Raw genomic sequence first — 18,242 nt, forward strand, 5'->3', positions numbered from 1 at the left:
CTCACAGAGTCCACGCTACCTGCCCATGCCGCTTCCCTCTTCCGTCACCGTGCACGCGCCGGCCACCATTGCCAACGTTGGCTGCGGCTTCGATGTGCTGGGCCTATGCCTCACCGCGCCCTACGATATTGTGCACCTAACGCGCCGCGACCAGCCGGGCCTCGTCATTCGGCACCTCGACGACTACGACCTGCCCCTCGACCCCAACCGCAACGTGGCCGGCGCGGCCCTGCTGGCGCTGTTGCGCGCCGTGCCCGAGCCGCTGGGCTTTGAGGTGACCATTACCAAGGGCATTCGGCCGGGCAGCGGCATTGGCAGCAGCGCGGCCAGCGCGGCGGGCGCGGTGGTGGCGGCCAATGCGCTGCTGGGCAATCGGTTTTCGCACAAAGAGCTGATTGACATGGCGATGTATGGCGAGGCGGTGGCCTCGGGCGTGCGCCACGCCGACAATATTGCGCCGGCCATTTGCGGCGGTTTCACGCTGGTGCGGGCGGTGCAGCCGGCGCTCGATGTGGTGGCCCTACCCCCCCCGCCGCTGTGGGTGGCCGTGGTGCACCCGCAGTTTGAGGTGAAGACCAAGGAGGCCCGCGCCGTGCTACCCACCTCGGTGCCGCTGAGCCTGGCCGTGCGGCAGTGGGCCAATGTGGGCGGCCTGGTGGCCGGCTTTCTCACCCACGATAACGAGCTGATTAGCCGCGCCCTAGAAGACTACATTGTGGAGCCGGCCCGCGCCTCGCTCATCCCCGGCCTGGGCGATGCCAAGCGGCTAGCGCTGGAAGCCGGCGCGCTGGGCGGCGGCATTTCGGGTTCGGGGCCGTCGATTTTTATGCTCAACAAAGACGAGGCCACGGCCCACGCCGCCGCCGAGGCGATGGGCAGCGTGTACCGCAAAATGGGCATCGATTTTCACCTGCACGTGGGACCGATTGCGGGCCAGGGCGCGCGGGTCGTTTCGTCGGAGTAGCAGATAACCAAAGTCGTCTGTCATTGCGAGCGCAACGAAGTGGAGCGCGGCAATCTTTCCTTCACGGCAGGCATACTAATCCAACGATTAGGAAGGATTGCCGCGCTCCACTTCGTTGCGCTCGCAATGACAGACGACTTTTAAGCATTAAACACGCTATGCAGTATTACAGCCTCAATCGCCAGTCGCCGCCCGTTGATTTTCGGGCGGCTACCATTGCCGGGCAGGCGCCTGATGGCGGCCTGTATTTCCCCGAAACCATCCCGCAGTTTTCGGCGGAATTTCTAAAATCCCTACCCCTGCTTTCGCGGGCCGACATCGCCTATACCGTAATGCAGCCCTACGTGGGCGACACGATTTCGGAAGCCGACCTGCGCCGCATCTGCGCCGAAACGGTCGATTTTGAGTTTCCACTGGTACCAATTACCGAACATATCGGGACGCTGGAGCTGTTTCACGGGCCCACGCTGGCGTTTAAGGACGTGGGGGCGCGGTTTATGAGCCGCTGCCTGGGTTATTTTTCGCGGGGCGAAAGCCAAATCGTAACGGTGCTGGTGGCTACTTCCGGCGATACGGGCGGGGCCGTGGCGCACGGCTTTTTGGGCGTGCCGGGCGTAGAGGTGGTCATTCTCTACCCCTCGGGCAAGGTGAGCCCGTTGCAGGAATTGCAGCTCACTACGCTGGGCCAAAATATTACGGCCCTGGAAGTTAGCGGTAACTTCGACGACTGCCAGCGGCTGGTAAAGCAAGCCTTTTTGGATGAAGAATTGACCAGCCGGCGCACGCTCACCTCGGCCAATAGCATCAACGTGGCGCGCTGGCTGCCGCAGCAGTTGTACTACTTGTTTGCGATGCAGCAGTGGGTGCCGGCCGCGCCGCCGGTTATCGCGGTACCGAGCGGCAACTTCGGCAACCTGTGCGCCGGGCTGCTGGCCCACGCCTCGGGGCTGCCAGTGGACCGCTTCATCGCGGCCTGCAACGCCAACGACGCGGGCGCCGAGTACCTGCGCACGGCCATCTTTACGCCCAAAACGGCGGTCCCTACCCTCTCCAACGCGATGGACGTGGGTCACCCCAGCAACTTCGTGCGTATTCTCGAACTATTTGAGCATGAGTACGCTACTATTCGCCAGCTGCTGAGCGGCTACACGGTGAGCGACGCCGACACCAGCGCCACCATCCGGCGCGTGGAGGCAGCGCGCGGCTACCTGCTCGACCCGCACGGCGCAGTGGCGTTTTTTGCGCTGGAAAACTATTTACAAGAGTACCCGGCCGCCGCGGGCTTCCTGCTGGCCACGGCCCACCCGGTGAAGTTTTCGGAGGTAGTCGAGCCGCTCATTGGGCGGAAGATTGAGCTGCCGGCCGCCCTGCATTATTTATTGGAAAAGCCTAAGCAAAGCATTGCCTTGCAGCCTACCTATGAGGCATTGCGCGAGTGGCTACTGAAGTAGCTTTCGTGTCATAGTGAGGATAGCGAGGCGATGACATTAGAAGGAGTCGTTTGGGTTTCGTTTTGATACAATTACCGCGCTTTGCTCGCATTGGTAGGGTAGGCCGCAACCTTCGCCAGGCCAAAGTAGTTGGCGCAGTATGATTTTGTCGAGAATCAAATTTCTCCTACCCCCCTTATTGGTGCTGGCCGCCTGCCGGCCCGACCAGGTAAGGCACTTGCCCGGCACCAAGCAAATAGCCGAGGAAACCGCCAACTGGGAAGCTATTCGCATCATGCCCGTTGATTTGCTGCACGCCACGCGCTGGGCCGGCGACTCGCTCACGGCCTATGCCGACACGCTGCTGCGCCGCACCCTGGCCCGCGAGCTAAAAAAGGACATGCTGCTGCAAGCGGCCGCTTTCTGCCGTCCCCAATCGTATCCGCAGGTCGATTCAATGGCGCGAAAGTGGCATGCCAACCCGCACCGGGCCGAGTGGCAGACCCCGACGGCCAGCGCCACGCCGGCCGCCATTGCCGCCGCCGGCCTGCGGCCCGACACCATGCGCCTGATTGGCCGCCCGGCCTTGGATACGTTCTACTACCAGCGGCCTATCACCCTGAGCAACAGCCTATGCCTGCGCTGTCACGGCCAGCCGGGCCGCGACCTGACGCTGGCCGAAGCCAAGACCCTGCAACAGCAGTACCCCGGCCTGAAGGCGGTGGGCCGGCAGCCGGGCGAGGTGCTTGGGGCCTGGCAGCTCACGCTGGACCGCAGCGGCGTGGCCGAGTTTTACACTATGAAAACCCGCAAGAAATGGAAAGAACACAAGATGCCCAAGCTGTTTTGAGCGTGGGTGAGCCACTCAGTATGAAAGCCCGATTAATTTTTTGGCTATAATCTTCATTTTAGTAGCTTGATAATTACTTCATTTCGTAAGGGATAGTGTTCAGTTGACCCGAAGTTGTTTGTAGTGATGAATAGTAGTGAGCCTATTGTGATTATTGGGGCGGGCATGGCCGGGCTGGCCTGTGCTACCTGGCTGCACCGGGCGGGCCGGCCGGTGCTAGTGGTCGAAGCCGCCGAGGCCGTGGGCGGCCGGGTTCGCACCGACCTCACGCCCGATGGCTTCCGGCTCGACCGGGGCTTCCAGATTTTGCTGACCAACTATCCCGAGGCCCGGCGCATGTTTGACTATGGGGAGTTGAATTTGCAGACGTTTCGCTCGGGGGCCGTCATCCGGCTGGCCGATGGGCAAGAAACGGTGCTTGAAAACCCGCTGCACGCGCCGCTCATGGCCTTTGCGGCGCTGGCCTCGCCTATTGGCACCCTAAAGGATAAGATTTTGATTGGCAAGCTAGTAGCACAACTAGCGGGCCGCCCGCCCGCGCAGCTGCTGGCTCAGCCTAGCGTGACGACCCTGGCTTACCTGCGCCGCTACGGCTGGAGCGAGCAGATTATCGACTCGTTCTTCCGGCCCTTTTTCGGCGGCGTGTACCTGGACCGCGAATTAAACACGGCTAGTAATTTCTTTGAGTTTGTTTTTCAGCAGTTTATGCAGGGTTCGGCCGCGCTGCCAGCGCTGGGTATTCAGGAGTTGCCCAATCAACTGGCGAGTCGCCTGCCGGCCGGCACCATCCGCCTGAACGCGGCCGTGGCGACCGTGGCCGAGGGCGGCCGCTTGGTGCACCTGGCCAATGGCGAGACGCTGGCCGCCGCCGCCGTGGTGCTGGCTACCGATGGGCCGGCCGCCGCGCGCCTGCTCGGGGCCGACCTGCCCGCCCCTACCCCCCCTGCCGCTCTGCCCACCACCTGCACGTATTTTGCTACGGCCGGGCGCGCTCCCAGCCACGGCCATCGCCTGCTGCACCTCAATGCCCGGCCCGACGCGCTGGCGCACAACGTCGCCTTTCCGGCCGAGGTGTGCCCGGCGCTGGCCCCCGCCGGCCAGGGCCTGGTATCGGTAAGCACCCACGGCGAGCACGGCTTGTCGGAAGAAGCCCTAACAGCACGGCTACGCCAGGAACTAGTGGTCTGGTTTGGGCCAATGGCCCACATGTGGCGGCACTTGCGTACCTATCGCATCGAGCAGGCGCTACCCGTGTACGCGCCCGGCCAGCCCGTGCAGCAGGAATTAAAGCTAAGTGATACGCTCTTTCGCTGCGGCGACTGGGTGAGCTACCCCTCCCTTAATGCCGCGCTGGGAACCGGCCGGCAAGTGGCGGAGATGATTCTGGGTTAAACTACTTGTCATGGCGAGCATGTTGCGCATCAAGTAAGGACAACTGGCTCTGCCCGAACTCACACCAAGGCAACTAGTGCTTGCAACAGCGGTGCGGGCCGCTCGGCCAGGTAGGCCACGCACTGCGTGAGCAATACGTTTTCGCCGCCGGCCACGCGCAAGGGGCGGGCTACTACCCCCGGCACCTGGCTCAGGTCGAAAAACGAGGGCACAAAGGCCACGCCCAGGCCCAGGCGCACGAGGTTGCTGAGCAATTCCAGCGACGAAACTTCCTGCACGATGGCCCCGCGCCGGCTAAAGCCGGCCTGCTGGCAGAGGTGCTCAATCTCATCATAGACCGGGTGTAGCGCACGGCTGATTTCCACCCACTTTTCGTGGGCCAGGGCTTCGAGCGGCACTTCGGGCAGAGAGGCTAGCCGATGGGCGAGGGGTAGGGCCACCTGCAGGCCACCCTGGCCGAAGGGCCGGGCCGCCAGCTCATCGTGCAATAGCGGCAACATAGTCAGCCCCAGCGCGATGCGCCCGGCTACCAGCGCCTCCTGCACTGCCCGGAACGTGGGCAGCTCGTGCAGGTGAAACTGCACGTCGGGAAAGCTTGCGTTGAAGCGCTGCACGATACCTACCAGGCGGTCGGGCCGCAGCAGTTGGTAGTAGCCTAGCTCCACGGTTTTTTGCCGCGAGCCCAGGCGGCGCACATTTTCCACGGCCTGCTGGCTGAGGTGCAGCAGGTGCTGCGCCTCGGCTAGAAAAGCGGTACCGGCCTCGGTAAGCACCACCCGGCGCTGGCGGGTGCGCTGCTGATGGTCAAATAACTCTACCCCCAACTCGCTCTCCAGCAGTTGAATCTGCTGGCTGAGCGCGGGCTGCGATACGCACAGCTTGATGGCCGCCCGGCCGTAGTGCCGCTCGGCGGCTACCTCAGCAAAGTATCGAAGCTGGCGCAGTTCCATAGCCGCAAAGGTCAATAAGAAATTCTTATCGGCGTCATTGGAAATGAGTATTGGCCAAGTTGACTAACAAGTGTTAGTATTGCGTATCAAATTAAGCTTGATTGTTTGAGAGAACGTCATGCTGAGCTTGCCGAAGCATGACGTTCTCCACAGTTTTATATCCCACCTCACTTACTTATGGAAACCCTCGTCGCCCAGGCGCTTCAGCAGCGCGCTACTACCGATTTCCTACCCCTGCTCGGGACGGACTACCTCGAATTTTACGTGGGTAATGCCAAGCAGGCGGCCTACTACTACAAGGCGGCCTTTGGCTTTCAAACGGTAGCCTATGCCGGCCCCGAAACCGGGGTGCGCGACCGCGCCAGCTATGTGGTGCAGCAGGGCAAAATCCGGCTGGTGCTGACTACGGCCATGCACTCAGACCACGTAATCAGTGAGCATGTAAAACAGCACGGCGACGGCGTTAAAATCCTGGCCCTGTGGGTAGATGACGCTTTTGAGAGCTATGAGAAAACCATGAGCCGCGGCGCGCGCAGCTACCAGGAGCCCCGCGTGCTCACCGATGAGTTTGGCGAGGTGCGCACGGCCGGAATCTATACCTACGGCGAGACGATACACTTATTTGTGGAGCGCAAAAACTACCACGGCGCGTTCCTGCCGGGCTACGTGGCCCACACTTCCAGCTTCAACCCGCCGGCCGCCGGCCTGCAATACGTGGACCACTGCGTGGGCAACGTGGGCTGGAACCGCATGAACGAAACCGTGCGCTGGTACGAGGACGTAATGGGCTTTACTAACATCCTAAGCTTTGATGATAAGCAGATTACGACCGAATATTCGGCCCTGATGAGCAAGGTAATGAGCACCGGCAACGGCTTCGTAAAATTCCCCATCAACGAGCCGGCTGAGGGTAAGAAAAAGTCGCAGATTGAGGAATACCTGACTTTTTACGAGGGCGAGGGCGTGCAGCACATCGCGGTGGCAACCAACGACATTATCAGCACGGTGCGCGAGCTGAAAAGCCGCGGCGTGGAGTTTTTGAATACCCCCGATAGCTACTACGACAACCTGCGGGCGCACGTCGGCGACATTGACGAGGACGTGGAGGCATTGCGCGCCCTGCGCATCATGGCCGACCGCGATGAGGAGGGCTACCTGCTCCAGATTTTCACCAAGCCCGTGGAGGACCGCCCCACGGTATTCTTTGAAATCATTCAGCGCAAAGGGGCCAAAAGCTTCGGCGCGGGCAATTTTAAAGCCTTGTTTGAGAGCTTGGAACGCGAGCAGGACCGGCGGGGAAATTTGTAATTTCCCGTCATTGCGAGCGCAGCGCGGCAATCGCTCCCGAATGATACTCGCGCCAGTCGTTCAGATGCGATTGCCGCGCTGCGCTCGCAATGGCAGATGGTTTCATATATCCCTACCCCCTTCTAAATTCAATCCGAATGCCTATCTACCACAAGCTTGGCCGGCTGCCGCACACGCGCCACACGGTATTTGAAAAGCCAGGCGGCGGGCTGTATTATGAGCAACTGTTCGGCACCATCGGCTTCGAGGGGATGTCGTCGTTGATGTACCATTTGCGGCGGCCCACGGCGGTAAAGGATATTTTGGGTGAGACGGATTTGACGCCCAAAATCGCGGTGGCGAAGAGCATTAAAGCGCGGCTGCTCAAAGGGTTTGAGCAGCCGGCGCAGGATGATTACTTGCAGGCGCGCACGCCCATTCTGGTCAATGGCGACGTGCATATTTCGCTGGCCGCGCCGCGCCACTCGCTCACGGAATACTTTTATAAAAATGCCGATGCCGATGAGCTGCTTTTCGTGCACAAAGGGGGGGGTAGGCTACGCACGCAGCTCGGTACTATCGCGTTTGAGCCGGGTGACTACCTACTGATTCCGCGCGGCATTATTTACCAAATTGCGTTTGATTCGGCGGATAACCGGCTGCTCGTCGTGGAGTCGTTTCACCCGGTGCATACCCCCAAGCGCTACCGCAATCATTTTGGTCAGCTGCTGGAGCACGCGCCGTATTCGGAGCGCGACTACAAGCTGCCCACCGAACTGGAAACGCACGATGAAACGGGTGATTTTATCGTAAAAATCAAGAAGCAAGGCGTACTACACGAGTTGCTGTACCCCTCGCACCCGTTCGACGTGGTGGGCTGGGATGGGTATAATTATCCTTACGGGATGAATATCCGGGATTTTCAGCCCATCACGGGCAAGGTGCACCAGCCGCCTCCCGTGCATCAGCAGTTCGAGACTTCGGCGTTCGTGGTGTGCTCATTCGTGCCGCGGCTGTTCGACTACCATCCGCAGGCGATTCCGGCTCCTTATCACCATTCCAATATCGATTCCGACGAGCTGCTGTACTACGTGGACGGCAACTTTATGTCGCGCAACAACATCGCGCAGGGCCACCTCACGCTGCACCCCGGCGGCATTCCGCACGGCCCCGCGCCGGGCGCTTACGAGCGCAGCATCGGCAAAACCGGCACCGACGAGTGGGCCGTGATGATTGATACCTTCCGCCCGCTCATGCTGACCGAGGCGGCCCTGAAACTCGATGACGGCCAGTACTATAAGTCGTGGCTGGAACCTGATAGCCCAGCCACTGCTACCCCCGACCAGCGGCTTGAACGCATCGAATAACCTACCCTGTTTCCCCACCCTGCTCCTACCCCCGCGGCACGGGCCGGCCCTCTCGGCCGGCCCGTTTTGGTGGGCGGGCGGCCCAAACCAACGGCTGGCCTTACCTTCGGCGCAGCCTGTGTAATAAATAGACGGTTTAAGATAGCGCTGCCTATCTAAGCGTTTTCTCAGGTGCGACCAACTTCGACACTATGAAGCACCTGTTATTCTTGTTGTTACTCTGCCCGCTGCTGGCCACGGCGCAGCTGGCGGAGACGTTTGCCGACGGCGATTTTACCCAAAACCCGGCCTGGACCGGCGACGTGGGCAGCTTTAGGGTAGCCAACCAAGTGCTGCAAAGCGCCGGCCCGGCCGTAACGGGCACGCATCTCCAGCTCGTGACGCCCTGCCAGGCCAGCACCGGCACTACCTGGGAGTTTTGGGCTAATCTTAAGCTGGCAACCTCGGCCAGCAACCTGGCCGATGTGTGGTTGCTGGCCTCGCAGCCCGACCTCAAAAGCGCGGCCACCAAGGGCTATTTCGTGCGCCTGGGCGGCACTAACGACGAGGTGAGCCTTTTCCGCAAGGACTCGGCCCGCAGCCCGGTGCTGGTGATTGATGGGCTCAACGGCACGCTCAAACCTACTACCAACAACCTGGTGCGGGTGCGCGTAACGCGCTCGCCGCAAGGCCAGTGGACGCTGGCGCGCGACCTCACCGGCGGCCGCAATTTCGTGGCCGAAGTCCCTACCCCCCTCGACAACACCCACCAGCGCGGCAGCGTGGTGGGCGTGTCGTTGCTGTACTCGGCGGCCAATAGCAAGAGCTTTTATTTCGATGATTTCCTGGTGACCGACGCCACCGCGCCGCTGCTGCTCCGCGCCACGGCCGTGGACAGCCGCACGCTCGACGTGGTGTTCAACGAAGCCGTGGGCGCTGCCTCGGCCACCGACCCCGGCCGCTACCGGCTGGCCACGGGAGTAGGGCCGGCCGCGGCGGCCTTATCTACTATAAATCCGGCCGTGGTGCGGCTCACATTTGCGCAGGATTTTTCGGGCACTAATACGCTGGAAGTGCGGCAGTTGGCCGACCTTTACGGCAACGTGGCGGCGGGGCCGCTCACGGCGGTGTTTGGCGGGCTGCCGGGGGTGCCGGGGGTAGGCGAGCTGCTTATCACCGAAATAATGGCCGATGAAACGCCCGTGGTGGGGCTACCAGCTTCGGAGTTTATCGAGCTATTCAACCCCACCACTAAAACGCTGAGCCTGCGCGGCGTGCGCCTGCTGAAGCCGGGCAGCACTACGGCCGCCGTACTGCCTGATACGGCCCGGCTGCTGCCCGGCCAGTACGCCGTGGTGTGCGGCAGCACGCGCGCGGCGCAATTCGCGCAGTATGGTAAAGTGTATGGCGTCAGCAACTTCCCTTCGCTCACCAATGCCGGCGACCAGCTGGTGTTGCGCGGGCGCACCGGCCCTACCCTCTTCGAAATAACCTACGCCGACACCTGGTACCGCGACCTGCGCAAGCGAGCCGGCGGCTGGACCCTCGAAATGCGCGACCCCGCCAACTACTGTGGCGGGGCCGATAACTGGCAGGCCAGCCAGGACCCGAGCGGCGGCACGCCCGGCCGCCGCAACAGCATGGCCGCCCCCAACCCCGACCGCACGCCGCCAACCCTGCTGCGGGCCATTGCCCTCACATCCAGCACCATCCGGCTCTATTTCGGCGAAAAGCTGGATAGCGCGGCGGCAGCCAGCGCGGCGCTGTATGCGTTGCGAAGCAGCACCGGCCCTACCCCCACTATCAGCCGCGCCGCGCCGGCAGGCCCGGATTTCCGGGCCGTGGACCTGACGGTGAGCCCGGCCCTACTGCCCAGCCAGCCGCTCACCGTGGCCGTGGCCCGCGCCACCGACTGCGCCGGCAACGCCAGCGGCGCGCTGGCCGTGGCCGGCGTGGCCCTGCCCGAGCCCGCCCAGCCCGGCGACGTAGTGGTGAACGAGGTGCTGTTCAACCACGCCACGGGTGGCGTGTATTTTGTAGAAATTCTTAACCGCTCGCTGCGCTACGTCAATTTGCAAGGCTATCAGCTGGGTGTTCAGAAGGCCAGCGGCGGTGGCACGGCCATCATCAGCCCCGGCGCGCCCTATGTGCTGGCACCCGGCCAGCTGGTGGCGCTAACTTCGGACGTGGGCATTTTGCAGGCGCAGTACCCCACCAGCAGCGACCCGGCGGCGCTGCTGGCCGTGGCGGGCTTTCCGGCCTTGGATAACAGCGCGGGCGCAGTATATCTATACAGCTCAACTAACGCGGAGCTGGACCATTACGAGTATAACAAAAGCCAGCAGCTGCCCCTGCTGAGCACCCAGGCGGGCGTATCGCTGGAGCGCATTCGGACGCAGGGGCCGAGCGTGGCCAGCAACTTCCACTCGGCAGCCGGCGCGGTGGGCTATGCCACGCCCGGCCGGCCCAACTCGCAGGCGCAGGACGCGGTAGGCAACGGCCAGGAGCTGAGCATAGTACCCGAACTATTCACGCCCGACGACGATGGCCAGCAAGACTTTACGACCCTCAACTACCAGTTAGACCAGCCTGGCTACGTAGGCTCGGTGACGGTATACGATGCCCTGGGCCAGCTTACGCGCCGCCTGCTACGCAATGAAAGCCTGCCTACCACCGGCTTCGTGCAGTGGGACGGCCTCGATGAGCACGGCCGCAAGGCCACCGTGGGCTACTACATCGTGCACGTCGAGCTGTTTCGGCCCAGTGGCGGCGAGCGCCGCGAATATAAGAAAACGGTGGTAGTGGGCGCACGGCTGTAGCATAATAAAAACGGTTGTCATTCATTGCCGCGCTTCGCTCGCAATGAATGACAACCGTTTCACCACTCCCTGAATTCTAACTGCTTGTTCACGTAGTCAATAGTCGTACGGTACTGGCTGAGCAGGGGGTAGCCGACCAAGCCCTGCAAGGGAGCGCGGTTCGGGTTTTGGTTGAGGTGGGAGATATCGGCGAATACGGTTTGCTGGTGGTGGAACACCAGCGGGCCAGCCAGGCGCACGGCGCGGAACTGCCCGCAGGCCACGGTGCGGCTGGCGGCGTCGGCCCCGCTCACGCGGCTGGTGGCGGGCTGGCGCAGCTGTGGCGCGAGGGCGGCCGCGTACTGCTGGTCGAGCAGGTTAGTTTGCGCCCCGCAGTCCACGCCCACGTCGAACGTTTGGCCGGCCACCGTGAGCGCCACTACGGGCAGGTGGCCGCTAAGGGTGAAGGGCACCCGCATGAGCGGCGCGGGCGCGTCAGTGCCCGGCTGCCGCAGCTGCGCCAGCCCGCCGCGGTAATCGAGGGTAAGGGCATACTGACTGAACACGTTGTAGCCGATGATACCCAGCAGCGGCGCGCTTCCCAGCCGACTTTCCAGGCTGGTGAGGTCGAGGGTGGGTACTTCTTTGTTTTGGAAGCTGATGCCCTGCCAGTTGAAGCTTTGGGTGACGTGGTACGATGCGCCGGCCAGGCGGCCATTCACGCCCTGCCCACTGCTCGCGGCCGGCGGGGCTTCGGTGGCCGGGGCCGGAAACTCCCGCTGATTGAGTACCAGCGCAGGCGCGCCCGAATCGAGCAGAAATGCGCCGCGCCGACCATCTACTTCGGCCTCGACCAGGATGAGGCCGTGCACCAGCCGCAGGGGAGCATCTACGCTGGGCGGCGTAGTAAGGTCCTGCGGACCAAGAGTATTACTCAGCTTGCGAACGCCGGGTGGCGGTAGGTTGAGCTCGGCAAACTGGCCAGCGGGCGTCAGTACGAATGAATATTTCTGCTCGGCCCCGCGCTGGGCGATGGCGCACACGTAGCGCGTGTTGGCCCCGGCCGGCTCCTGGCGCACCACGCGCAGGCCCTCGACCGGCCCAAACTGCGGCACGAGCTGCGCCAATATGCGCGCCGTGTAGGCGGGCGGCAGACTGCCTACGCGCGTTTCGGGGGTGATGTAAGGCCGCAACGGCGCTACGGAGCCGCTATCGAGGGCTACCACCAGCTGGTCGAGGGCGGGGATACCAGTAGCCGGCTGCGCCCCGGCGGCCCCGGCGGCGGCCAGCAGCAAGAGCACGAGAGTTAGCAAACGACGCATAAAAACAGCTGCGGAAGAATTATTCCCCCAAGATATCGACGCCCGACTAACGTGCTGGCTGCGCGGGCGCTCATTAAACCCTACCCCCCGCCCGCCATCCAACCACCATGAACGCCCAGCAACAGCTCCAGCATTTGTATTGGCGGGCCGGCTTCGGGCCGCGCCCCCAGGACGTGGCCGCCGGCCCCAGCCCCAGCAAGGCCCTGCGCCAGCTGCTGCACGAGGCCCGCGCCTACGAGCCCATTCCCAGCGCCTCAATGGCCGCTTTCCAGGACCCGATGGGCGCGGTGATGGCCGTGCCGGCCGGAGTGCCTACCCCCCCGCCGGGCAGCATGGCGGCGGGGCCGGCCGCCGCGCCGCCCGCGCCCGCCAGCTCGGCCCAGCCGGGTACCGCCGACCCAGCCAGCCCTACCCCCCCGCTGGCGGCCGTCGATGCGTTGCTGCCGCGCGCTATGCTGGCCCCGCGCCGCCAGGGCCTGCCCCAGCTACGCCGCGCCGACCTCACGCCCGAGCAGCGCAAAATGCAGAACCAGGGCATTCGGGACGCTTTTATCGGGATGAGCACGGCCTGGATGGATAAAATGACGACCTCGCCGGGCCAGCTGCGCGAGAAGGTGGCGCTGTTCTGGCACGGGCATTTTGCCTGTCGCACGCGCCGGCCCGACGACTCGCTGGCGCTGCTCAATACCATTCGGGAAAAGGCGCTGGGCAAATTTCCGGACCTGCTGCTGGCCGTGAGCCAGGAGCCGGCCATGCTGCAATTTCTGAATAATCAGCAAAATCGCAAGGAGCACCCCAACGAAAACTTCGCTCGCGAGGTAATGGAACTGTTCACGCTGGGCCGGGGCAACTACACCGAAACCGACGTGAAAGAGGCCGCCCGCGCCTTCACCGGCTGGGGCTATGATGGGCAGAGCCGGTTTGTATTCCGGGAGCGGCAGCACGATGCGGGCAGCAAAACCCTGCTCGGCCAGACCGGCAACTTCGGCGGGGCCGACGCGCTCCGCATCATCATGCAGCAGCCGGCGGCGAGCACGTTTTTGGTCACGAAGATGTACCGCTTTTTCGTGAGCGACGTGCCCGACCCGGCCCACATCGCACCGCTGGCCGTGGCTTTTCGCAAGAGCGGCTACGACGTGAGCGACCTGCTGGAGCGAATATTTTCGGCCGACTGGTTCTACGAGCCAGCTAATACGGGCAGCCTCATCAAGTCGCCGGTGGCGCTGGTGGCGGGCCTGCGCCGCACGCTTAACCTGAAAGTTGACAACGACAAGCAGCTGCTAGGCTACCAGAAAGCGCTGGGCCAGACGCTGTTTATGCCGCCCAACGTGGCCGGCTGGCCGGGGGGTAGGGCCTGGATTGACTCGTCGTCGCTGCTGCTGCGCTTGCAGCTGCCGAGTATTCTGTTCAAAAACGCCGAGTTTGCGGTGCACCTCAAAGACGACGAAAACGACATAACACCCCAAACCACGGGTAAGGAACGGCTCGTCAAAAACACCGAAACCACACACCTGCCGCTGGGGCCCATGCAACAATTGCTGGGCTCCGCGCCGCCCGAGCAGCAGCCGCAGCTGCTAGCTAACTTCCTGCTGCAAGCGCCCTTACGCCCCGAAAACCTGACGCTGGTGCAGCAAGCCGCCGCCAAGGCTGCTACGCCCGAGGAGCGCATGAAGAATACGCTGGTAAGCTTACTAAGCCTGCCGGAATATCAGTTGGCGTAGGGGCGTTTGTCATTGCCTCGCCTGTCATTGCTTCGCAGGCTCGCAATGACAAACGCATTTTTGTGTTATATTACTAATAATCAAAGCTATATGCAACGCCGCCAATTCATCCAAGCCTCGGCCCTGGCCAGCACGCTGCTGCTGGTGCCCAAGTTTTTGTACGCCATCGACCGGCCCGAAAACCGGCTGGCGGCCCGCCTGCGCGACGCGCCGGGCGGGGCGGCCAAGCGCCTGATAGTGGTGCAGCTGGGCGGCGGCAACGACGGCCTGAATACCCTTGTGCCGTATCGCAACGACCTGTATTACAAGGCCCGGCCCACGCTGGCGCTGCGGGAGGCCGACGGCCTCCTACCCCTCGGCGACGAGCTGGCGCTGCACCCGGCCATGAAGGGGCTGAAAGGGCTGTTTGACCAGGGCCAGGTGGCCATTTGCAACGCCGTGGGCTATCCCAACCCCGACCGCTCGCACTTCCGCTCGATGGACATCTGGCAGACTGGCTCGGGCTCGGAGCAGCTGCTGAGCACCGGCTGGCTGGGCCGCTACCTCGACAGCACCTGCGCCGGCGGGGCGCCCGCCTACCAGGCCCTCGAAATAGACGATACGCTGAGTCTGGCCCTGAAAGGCGCGCAGCGCAACGGCCTGGCCCTCAAGAACCCCGGCAAGTTTCATCAGCTTACGCAGAGCCGCTACCTCAACGCGCTGAGCCAGGAGAAGGGGGTAGGCGCGCCCGGCTCGGAGCTGGATTACCTGTATAAAACGCTGGCCGAAACGGCGTCATCGGCCGATTATCTCTACGAGAAGTCGAAGATTCACAGCAGCGCGGCGACCTATCCCAACACCGACTTTGGCCACAACCTAAAAACGACCGCCGAGCTGATTACCTCGGGCGTGGAGTCGCGGGTGTACTACCTGGCCCTCAGCGGTTTCGATACCCACGTGCGGCAGCACGAGCAGCAGGGCCGCCTGCTGGGCGAGCTATCGGATGGCCTGGCCGCGCTGGCCGCCGACCTGCAAAAGAGCAACGAGTGGAATAATACCTTAGTGATGGTTTTCAGCGAGTTTGGCCGGCGCGTGGGCCAGAACGCCAGCAACGGCACCGACCACGGCACCGCCAACAACGTGTTTCTGCTCAGCGGCGCACTGCGCAAGCCCGGCCTGCTCAACCAGGCCGCCAGCCTGGCCGACCTCGACCAGGGCGACCTGCGCTACCAGCTCGACTTCCGCAGCCTCTACGCCAGCATTTTAACTGATTGGCTCGGGGCTGACGGCCAGTTGGTGCTCGGGCCGGGGGTAGAGAAGCTAGCGGGACTGGTGTAGCCACTAGTAATAACAGAACGTCATGCAGACCGAAGGAAAGCATCTCGCCCGCATCATTAGGGTAATAATCCAACGATGCGAGCGAGATGCTTCCCTTCGGTCTGCATGACGGTTTTTTTAATCCCTACCCTTCTACAGCGGCACCATAAACCCGAACCCGTACAGCCACTGGGCTGAGCCGAACTGGTGCGTGACGCGGCCCAGGCGGTCGGCCCCAATGTAGCTGTTGGTGTAGCGGGCGTAAGCGCCCTGGAAATCAGAGCTTAGGAAGAAATACTTGTACAGCTCCAGGCGCAGGCCGCCGCTGGCCCCGGTCATCCAGCCTTCGTAGTGAAACGGCCCCTCGGCGTGGCTGGTGAAGATGGACGAGATAGTGTACGATATCATGGGACCGCCGCCCACCTTGCCAATGGCGCTGAGCGCCACGTGGCGGCCGGCGCGCAGCTGCCAGCGCTTCACCAGATTCACCATCAGGTAGTTGTTGCCGTTGGTGTGCTGGAGGTGCACGAAATCGGGCGTTACGATGGTGTCGCGGTCGAACTTATAGCCCCGAATCTGGCCCGAGACGCGCATCCGCTGAAAATCATCCACCACGTACTTGAGGTGATTCCAGCTGACCTCGATGCCCAGGTCGTGCTTGTCGTGAAACATGTAGCCCGCCGTGAGGTCGTACTGCGGCACGGTGAGGTTGTTGAGCTTCCAGAAGTCGCTCATGCTGGGGTGGTCGTGGGCTATCGCATCATGAAACGTGAAGTCGTAATCGTCTGACTTATCGTTTTTAAAGCGAATATCCGACTTGGTGTACCAGTCGCGGTTGTAGCTCCAGTTGAGGTACACACTGCCGTGGTCGCGGGGGGTAATGGGCACGCCAGCCAGGGTAGTAGTGGGGGTAGCAATTGGCGGCGCTACCTGCGCCCGGCCCACGCTGGCCAGGCCCAGCAGGCCCGCCAGCAGTACGTAGTTCTTCATTATAGCGAATAGCGAAACCCCGCCTTAGGCGCAAGGCTACCTCAAAGTTACGGCCGACACCCTGAGCGCAGGCCGCCCCGCGCGGCTGTTTCCTGTAGAAAAACAGAGGGTAGCCCTGCTTCATTCGTTAGGACACTATATTTGGCCCTTTCTACTTCACGTTTATGCAGCACCTTTCTACTTGGCTACCTGGTGAGTGGCGGCCCGCCGCCACGGGGCTGGGCTTGCTGCTGCTAGCGGCGCTTTCGGCGCGCGCCCAGGTGGCTCCGCTGCCCAATATGGCGTTGCTGGGCCCCGACCCGGCCGCCACCGCTTACTGCGGCCCGCGCTACCCCGGTGGCCCCGACTCGCTGCGCGCCACCGTGCGGCGCGGGCTGCGGGCGGCCAGCCCGGCGCTGGTAGGCGAGCTGTTTTTGCACCTGGAGCTGGATAGTGCCGGACGCTCACGCCAAGCTTATTTTTTGCCGCCCCCGACGGGCTCGCCGGCTATTGCCCTCTACCTCAGCCCCGAGGCCCAAAGCCTAGCCCAGCAGCTGGTGCAACACCTGCTGCCCTGGCAGCTGCCCAGCCAGCCGCTGGGTCAATGGTATGGCCCGCAGGGCCCCGGCGTGACGGTAGCGCTGCCTTTTGGCTCCGAGCCGGCAACCCCGGCGCGGGCTTATGCCGACGAGAACCCCACGTTTTCGGTGGTGCCGCTGCTGGTATATGGGAGCCGCAAAACGGTGGTACCGTTCAACCTGCTTGAGTTTTTTTACCGCCAGGTGCAGTACCCAGTGGAGGACTTGCGTAGCAAACGGAGCGGTACGGTATACGCCTACTTTGAAGTGAGCGAAACCGGCACCGTGGAGCAGCGCCGCATTGTGGGCACCGTCAGTCCTACCCTCGATGCCGAAGTGCTGCGGGTATTGCGGCGCTTGCCCAGCGCGCTCACCCCGCCCCGCTACCACGGCCAGCCCACGCGCGTGGGCTATGTGCTACCCATGAGCTTCAGAAGCTTGTAAGTCAACTTATTTCCTACCCTCCAAATACCGCCTCGGCCAGCGCCAGCATGGCCCGGCGCGTGGGCTCGGGCTGCTCTAGGTACGCTTGGTGGCCGCTGCCTTCCAGGAAGAGGGCCGCGCCGAGGGGGGGTAGGGCGGCCTGGGCCACGGAGTCGGCCAGGGGCACGGCCACGTCGTGCTTGCCGGCCACCAGCAGCACCGGGAAGGGCGCGGCGCGCAGCACGGCGGTGCGGTCGGGGCGGGCGGCCATGCCGCGCAGCGCGCCCGCAATGGTGGCTTCGGGCGTAGCCTTGCCGATGTCTTCGAGCAGGGCCAGGGCTTCGGGTAGGCGGTCGCGGTTGGCGGGGGCAAAGAGCGGGCGCACGAAGCTGCCCATGAACTTATCGAGGCCGTGGCGCGCCACGAAGCCGATGTTCTTTTCGCGGTTCTGGCGCTTCTCGTCGGTGTCGGGGTAGGCCGTGGAGTTGAGCAGGGCCAGGCCGGCCAGGCGGTCGGGGTAACGCTCGGCCAGGGCCAGGGCCACGTAGCCGCCCATGCTGTGGCCCACCACCAGCACCGGGCCGGCAGCGCCTTTTTGGTCGAGGTAGCCGGCCACGTAGCGCGCTTGGGCCTCCATGCTGAAGTCGGGCACCGGGGCGCGGTTGGTGCCGTGGCCCAGCAGATTAGGCGTGAGTAGGCGGTAGCCGGCCGGGAAGGGCCGGGTGAAATCGGTCCAGACTTCGCGGCTTTCGGCGAAGCCATGCAGAAAAAGCAGGGTGGGCGGGGCGGTGGCAGACATAGCGGCAGCGGGAGGAAACAAGCGCACAAAAGTAGCTTTTTACCCCCAGCGCGGCGGCAGCCTGCAACCTTCGTTCGCTATTCACAGTTGGGGCCTTATCTTGCTTTCAACTTATTT

At 63.2% G+C, this 18,242-nt stretch carries 14 protein-coding genes; 10 read left to right on the forward strand and 4 right to left on the reverse strand.

Features of this window, described 5'->3' with window-relative positions; translation table 11 throughout:
* Positions 1-25 precede the first annotated feature (25 nt).
* The 4 genes from LC531_RS15670 (at position 26) to LC531_RS15685 (ending at position 4,636) form a co-directional block, all read left to right on the forward strand.
* A complete protein-coding gene (locus LC531_RS15670; protein WP_223651891.1) occupies positions 26-964 on the forward strand; it encodes a homoserine kinase in 939 nt (312 codons plus the stop codon).
* Positions 965-1,122: 158 nt separating this feature from the next.
* Complete coding sequence (gene thrC, locus LC531_RS15675) at positions 1,123-2,415, forward strand: threonine synthase (protein WP_223651893.1); 1,293 nt, start codon at positions 1,123-1,125, stop codon at positions 2,413-2,415.
* A 139-nt stretch (positions 2,416-2,554) separates the two neighbouring features.
* The gene (locus LC531_RS15680) at positions 2,555-3,244 is read left to right on the forward strand and encodes a c-type heme family protein (RefSeq protein WP_223651895.1); all 690 of its coding nucleotides are present in this window, start codon (positions 2,555-2,557) and stop codon (positions 3,242-3,244) included.
* A 126-nt stretch (positions 3,245-3,370) separates the two neighbouring features.
* Entirely contained in the window at positions 3,371-4,636 is a 1,266-nt protein-coding gene (locus tag LC531_RS15685; RefSeq protein ID WP_223651897.1) for a protoporphyrinogen/coproporphyrinogen oxidase, read from the forward strand.
* A 59-nt stretch (positions 4,637-4,695) separates the two neighbouring features.
* On the opposite strand, the gene LC531_RS15690 is transcribed toward LC531_RS15685, so the two are convergent.
* Complete coding sequence (locus LC531_RS15690; RefSeq protein WP_223651899.1) at positions 4,696-5,586, reverse strand: LysR substrate-binding domain-containing protein; 891 nt, start codon at positions 5,584-5,586, stop codon at positions 4,696-4,698.
* 177 nt (positions 5,587-5,763) lie between these two features.
* On the opposite strand from LC531_RS15690, the gene hppD reads away from it, so the two are divergent.
* From hppD to LC531_RS15705, 3 genes are all read left to right on the forward strand, one after another.
* Positions 5,764-6,894, forward strand: coding sequence for a 4-hydroxyphenylpyruvate dioxygenase (gene hppD / locus LC531_RS15695; protein WP_223651901.1), 1,131 nt, complete (start codon positions 5,764-5,766; stop codon positions 6,892-6,894).
* Positions 6,895-7,031: 137 nt separating this feature from the next.
* Positions 7,032-8,240, forward strand: a complete 1,209-nt coding sequence (locus LC531_RS15700) for a homogentisate 1,2-dioxygenase (RefSeq protein WP_223651903.1) — start codon at positions 7,032-7,034, stop codon at positions 8,238-8,240.
* Positions 8,241-8,431: 191 nt separating this feature from the next.
* Positions 8,432-11,038, forward strand: coding sequence for a lamin tail domain-containing protein (locus LC531_RS15705; RefSeq protein ID WP_223651905.1), 2,607 nt, complete (start codon positions 8,432-8,434; stop codon positions 11,036-11,038).
* Between the two features lie 59 nt (positions 11,039-11,097).
* Here LC531_RS15705 and LC531_RS15710 read toward each other — a convergent pair whose 3' ends face one another.
* Positions 11,098-12,339, reverse strand: coding sequence for a pepsin/retropepsin-like aspartic protease family protein (locus tag LC531_RS15710; RefSeq protein ID WP_223651906.1), 1,242 nt, complete (start codon positions 12,337-12,339; stop codon positions 11,098-11,100).
* Positions 12,340-12,446: 107 nt separating this feature from the next.
* Between LC531_RS15710 and LC531_RS15715 the strand changes: the two genes are divergently transcribed.
* Both LC531_RS15715 and LC531_RS15720 read left to right on the forward strand, forming a co-directional pair.
* Positions 12,447-14,060, forward strand: a complete 1,614-nt coding sequence (locus LC531_RS15715) for a DUF1800 domain-containing protein (protein ID WP_223651908.1) — start codon at positions 12,447-12,449, stop codon at positions 14,058-14,060.
* Positions 14,061-14,150: 90 nt separating this feature from the next.
* Positions 14,151-15,377, forward strand: a complete 1,227-nt coding sequence (locus tag LC531_RS15720) for a DUF1501 domain-containing protein (protein WP_223651911.1) — start codon at positions 14,151-14,153, stop codon at positions 15,375-15,377.
* Positions 15,378-15,509: 132 nt separating this feature from the next.
* On the opposite strand, the gene LC531_RS15725 is transcribed toward LC531_RS15720, so the two are convergent.
* Positions 15,510-16,346: a hypothetical protein gene (locus LC531_RS15725; protein ID WP_223651912.1), complete on the reverse strand. Its 837-nt coding sequence runs from the start codon at positions 16,344-16,346 to the stop codon at positions 15,510-15,512.
* Between the two features lie 164 nt (positions 16,347-16,510).
* Here LC531_RS15725 and LC531_RS15730 point away from each other — a divergent pair, with 164 nt between their 5' ends.
* Positions 16,511-17,347: an energy transducer TonB gene (locus tag LC531_RS15730; RefSeq protein ID WP_223651918.1), complete on the forward strand. Its 837-nt coding sequence runs from the start codon at positions 16,511-16,513 to the stop codon at positions 17,345-17,347.
* Between the two features lie 13 nt (positions 17,348-17,360).
* Here LC531_RS15730 and LC531_RS15735 read toward each other — a convergent pair whose 3' ends face one another.
* Positions 17,361-18,125 (reverse strand): alpha/beta fold hydrolase, encoded by a 765-nt coding sequence (locus tag LC531_RS15735; RefSeq protein WP_223651920.1) that lies wholly within the window; start codon positions 18,123-18,125, stop codon positions 17,361-17,363.
* Positions 18,126-18,242: the final 117 nt, after the last annotated feature.

Origin of the sequence: Hymenobacter psoromatis (assembly GCF_020012125.1) — a bacterium.
GTDB classification, from domain to species: domain Bacteria; phylum Bacteroidota; class Bacteroidia; order Cytophagales; family Hymenobacteraceae; genus Hymenobacter; species Hymenobacter psoromatis.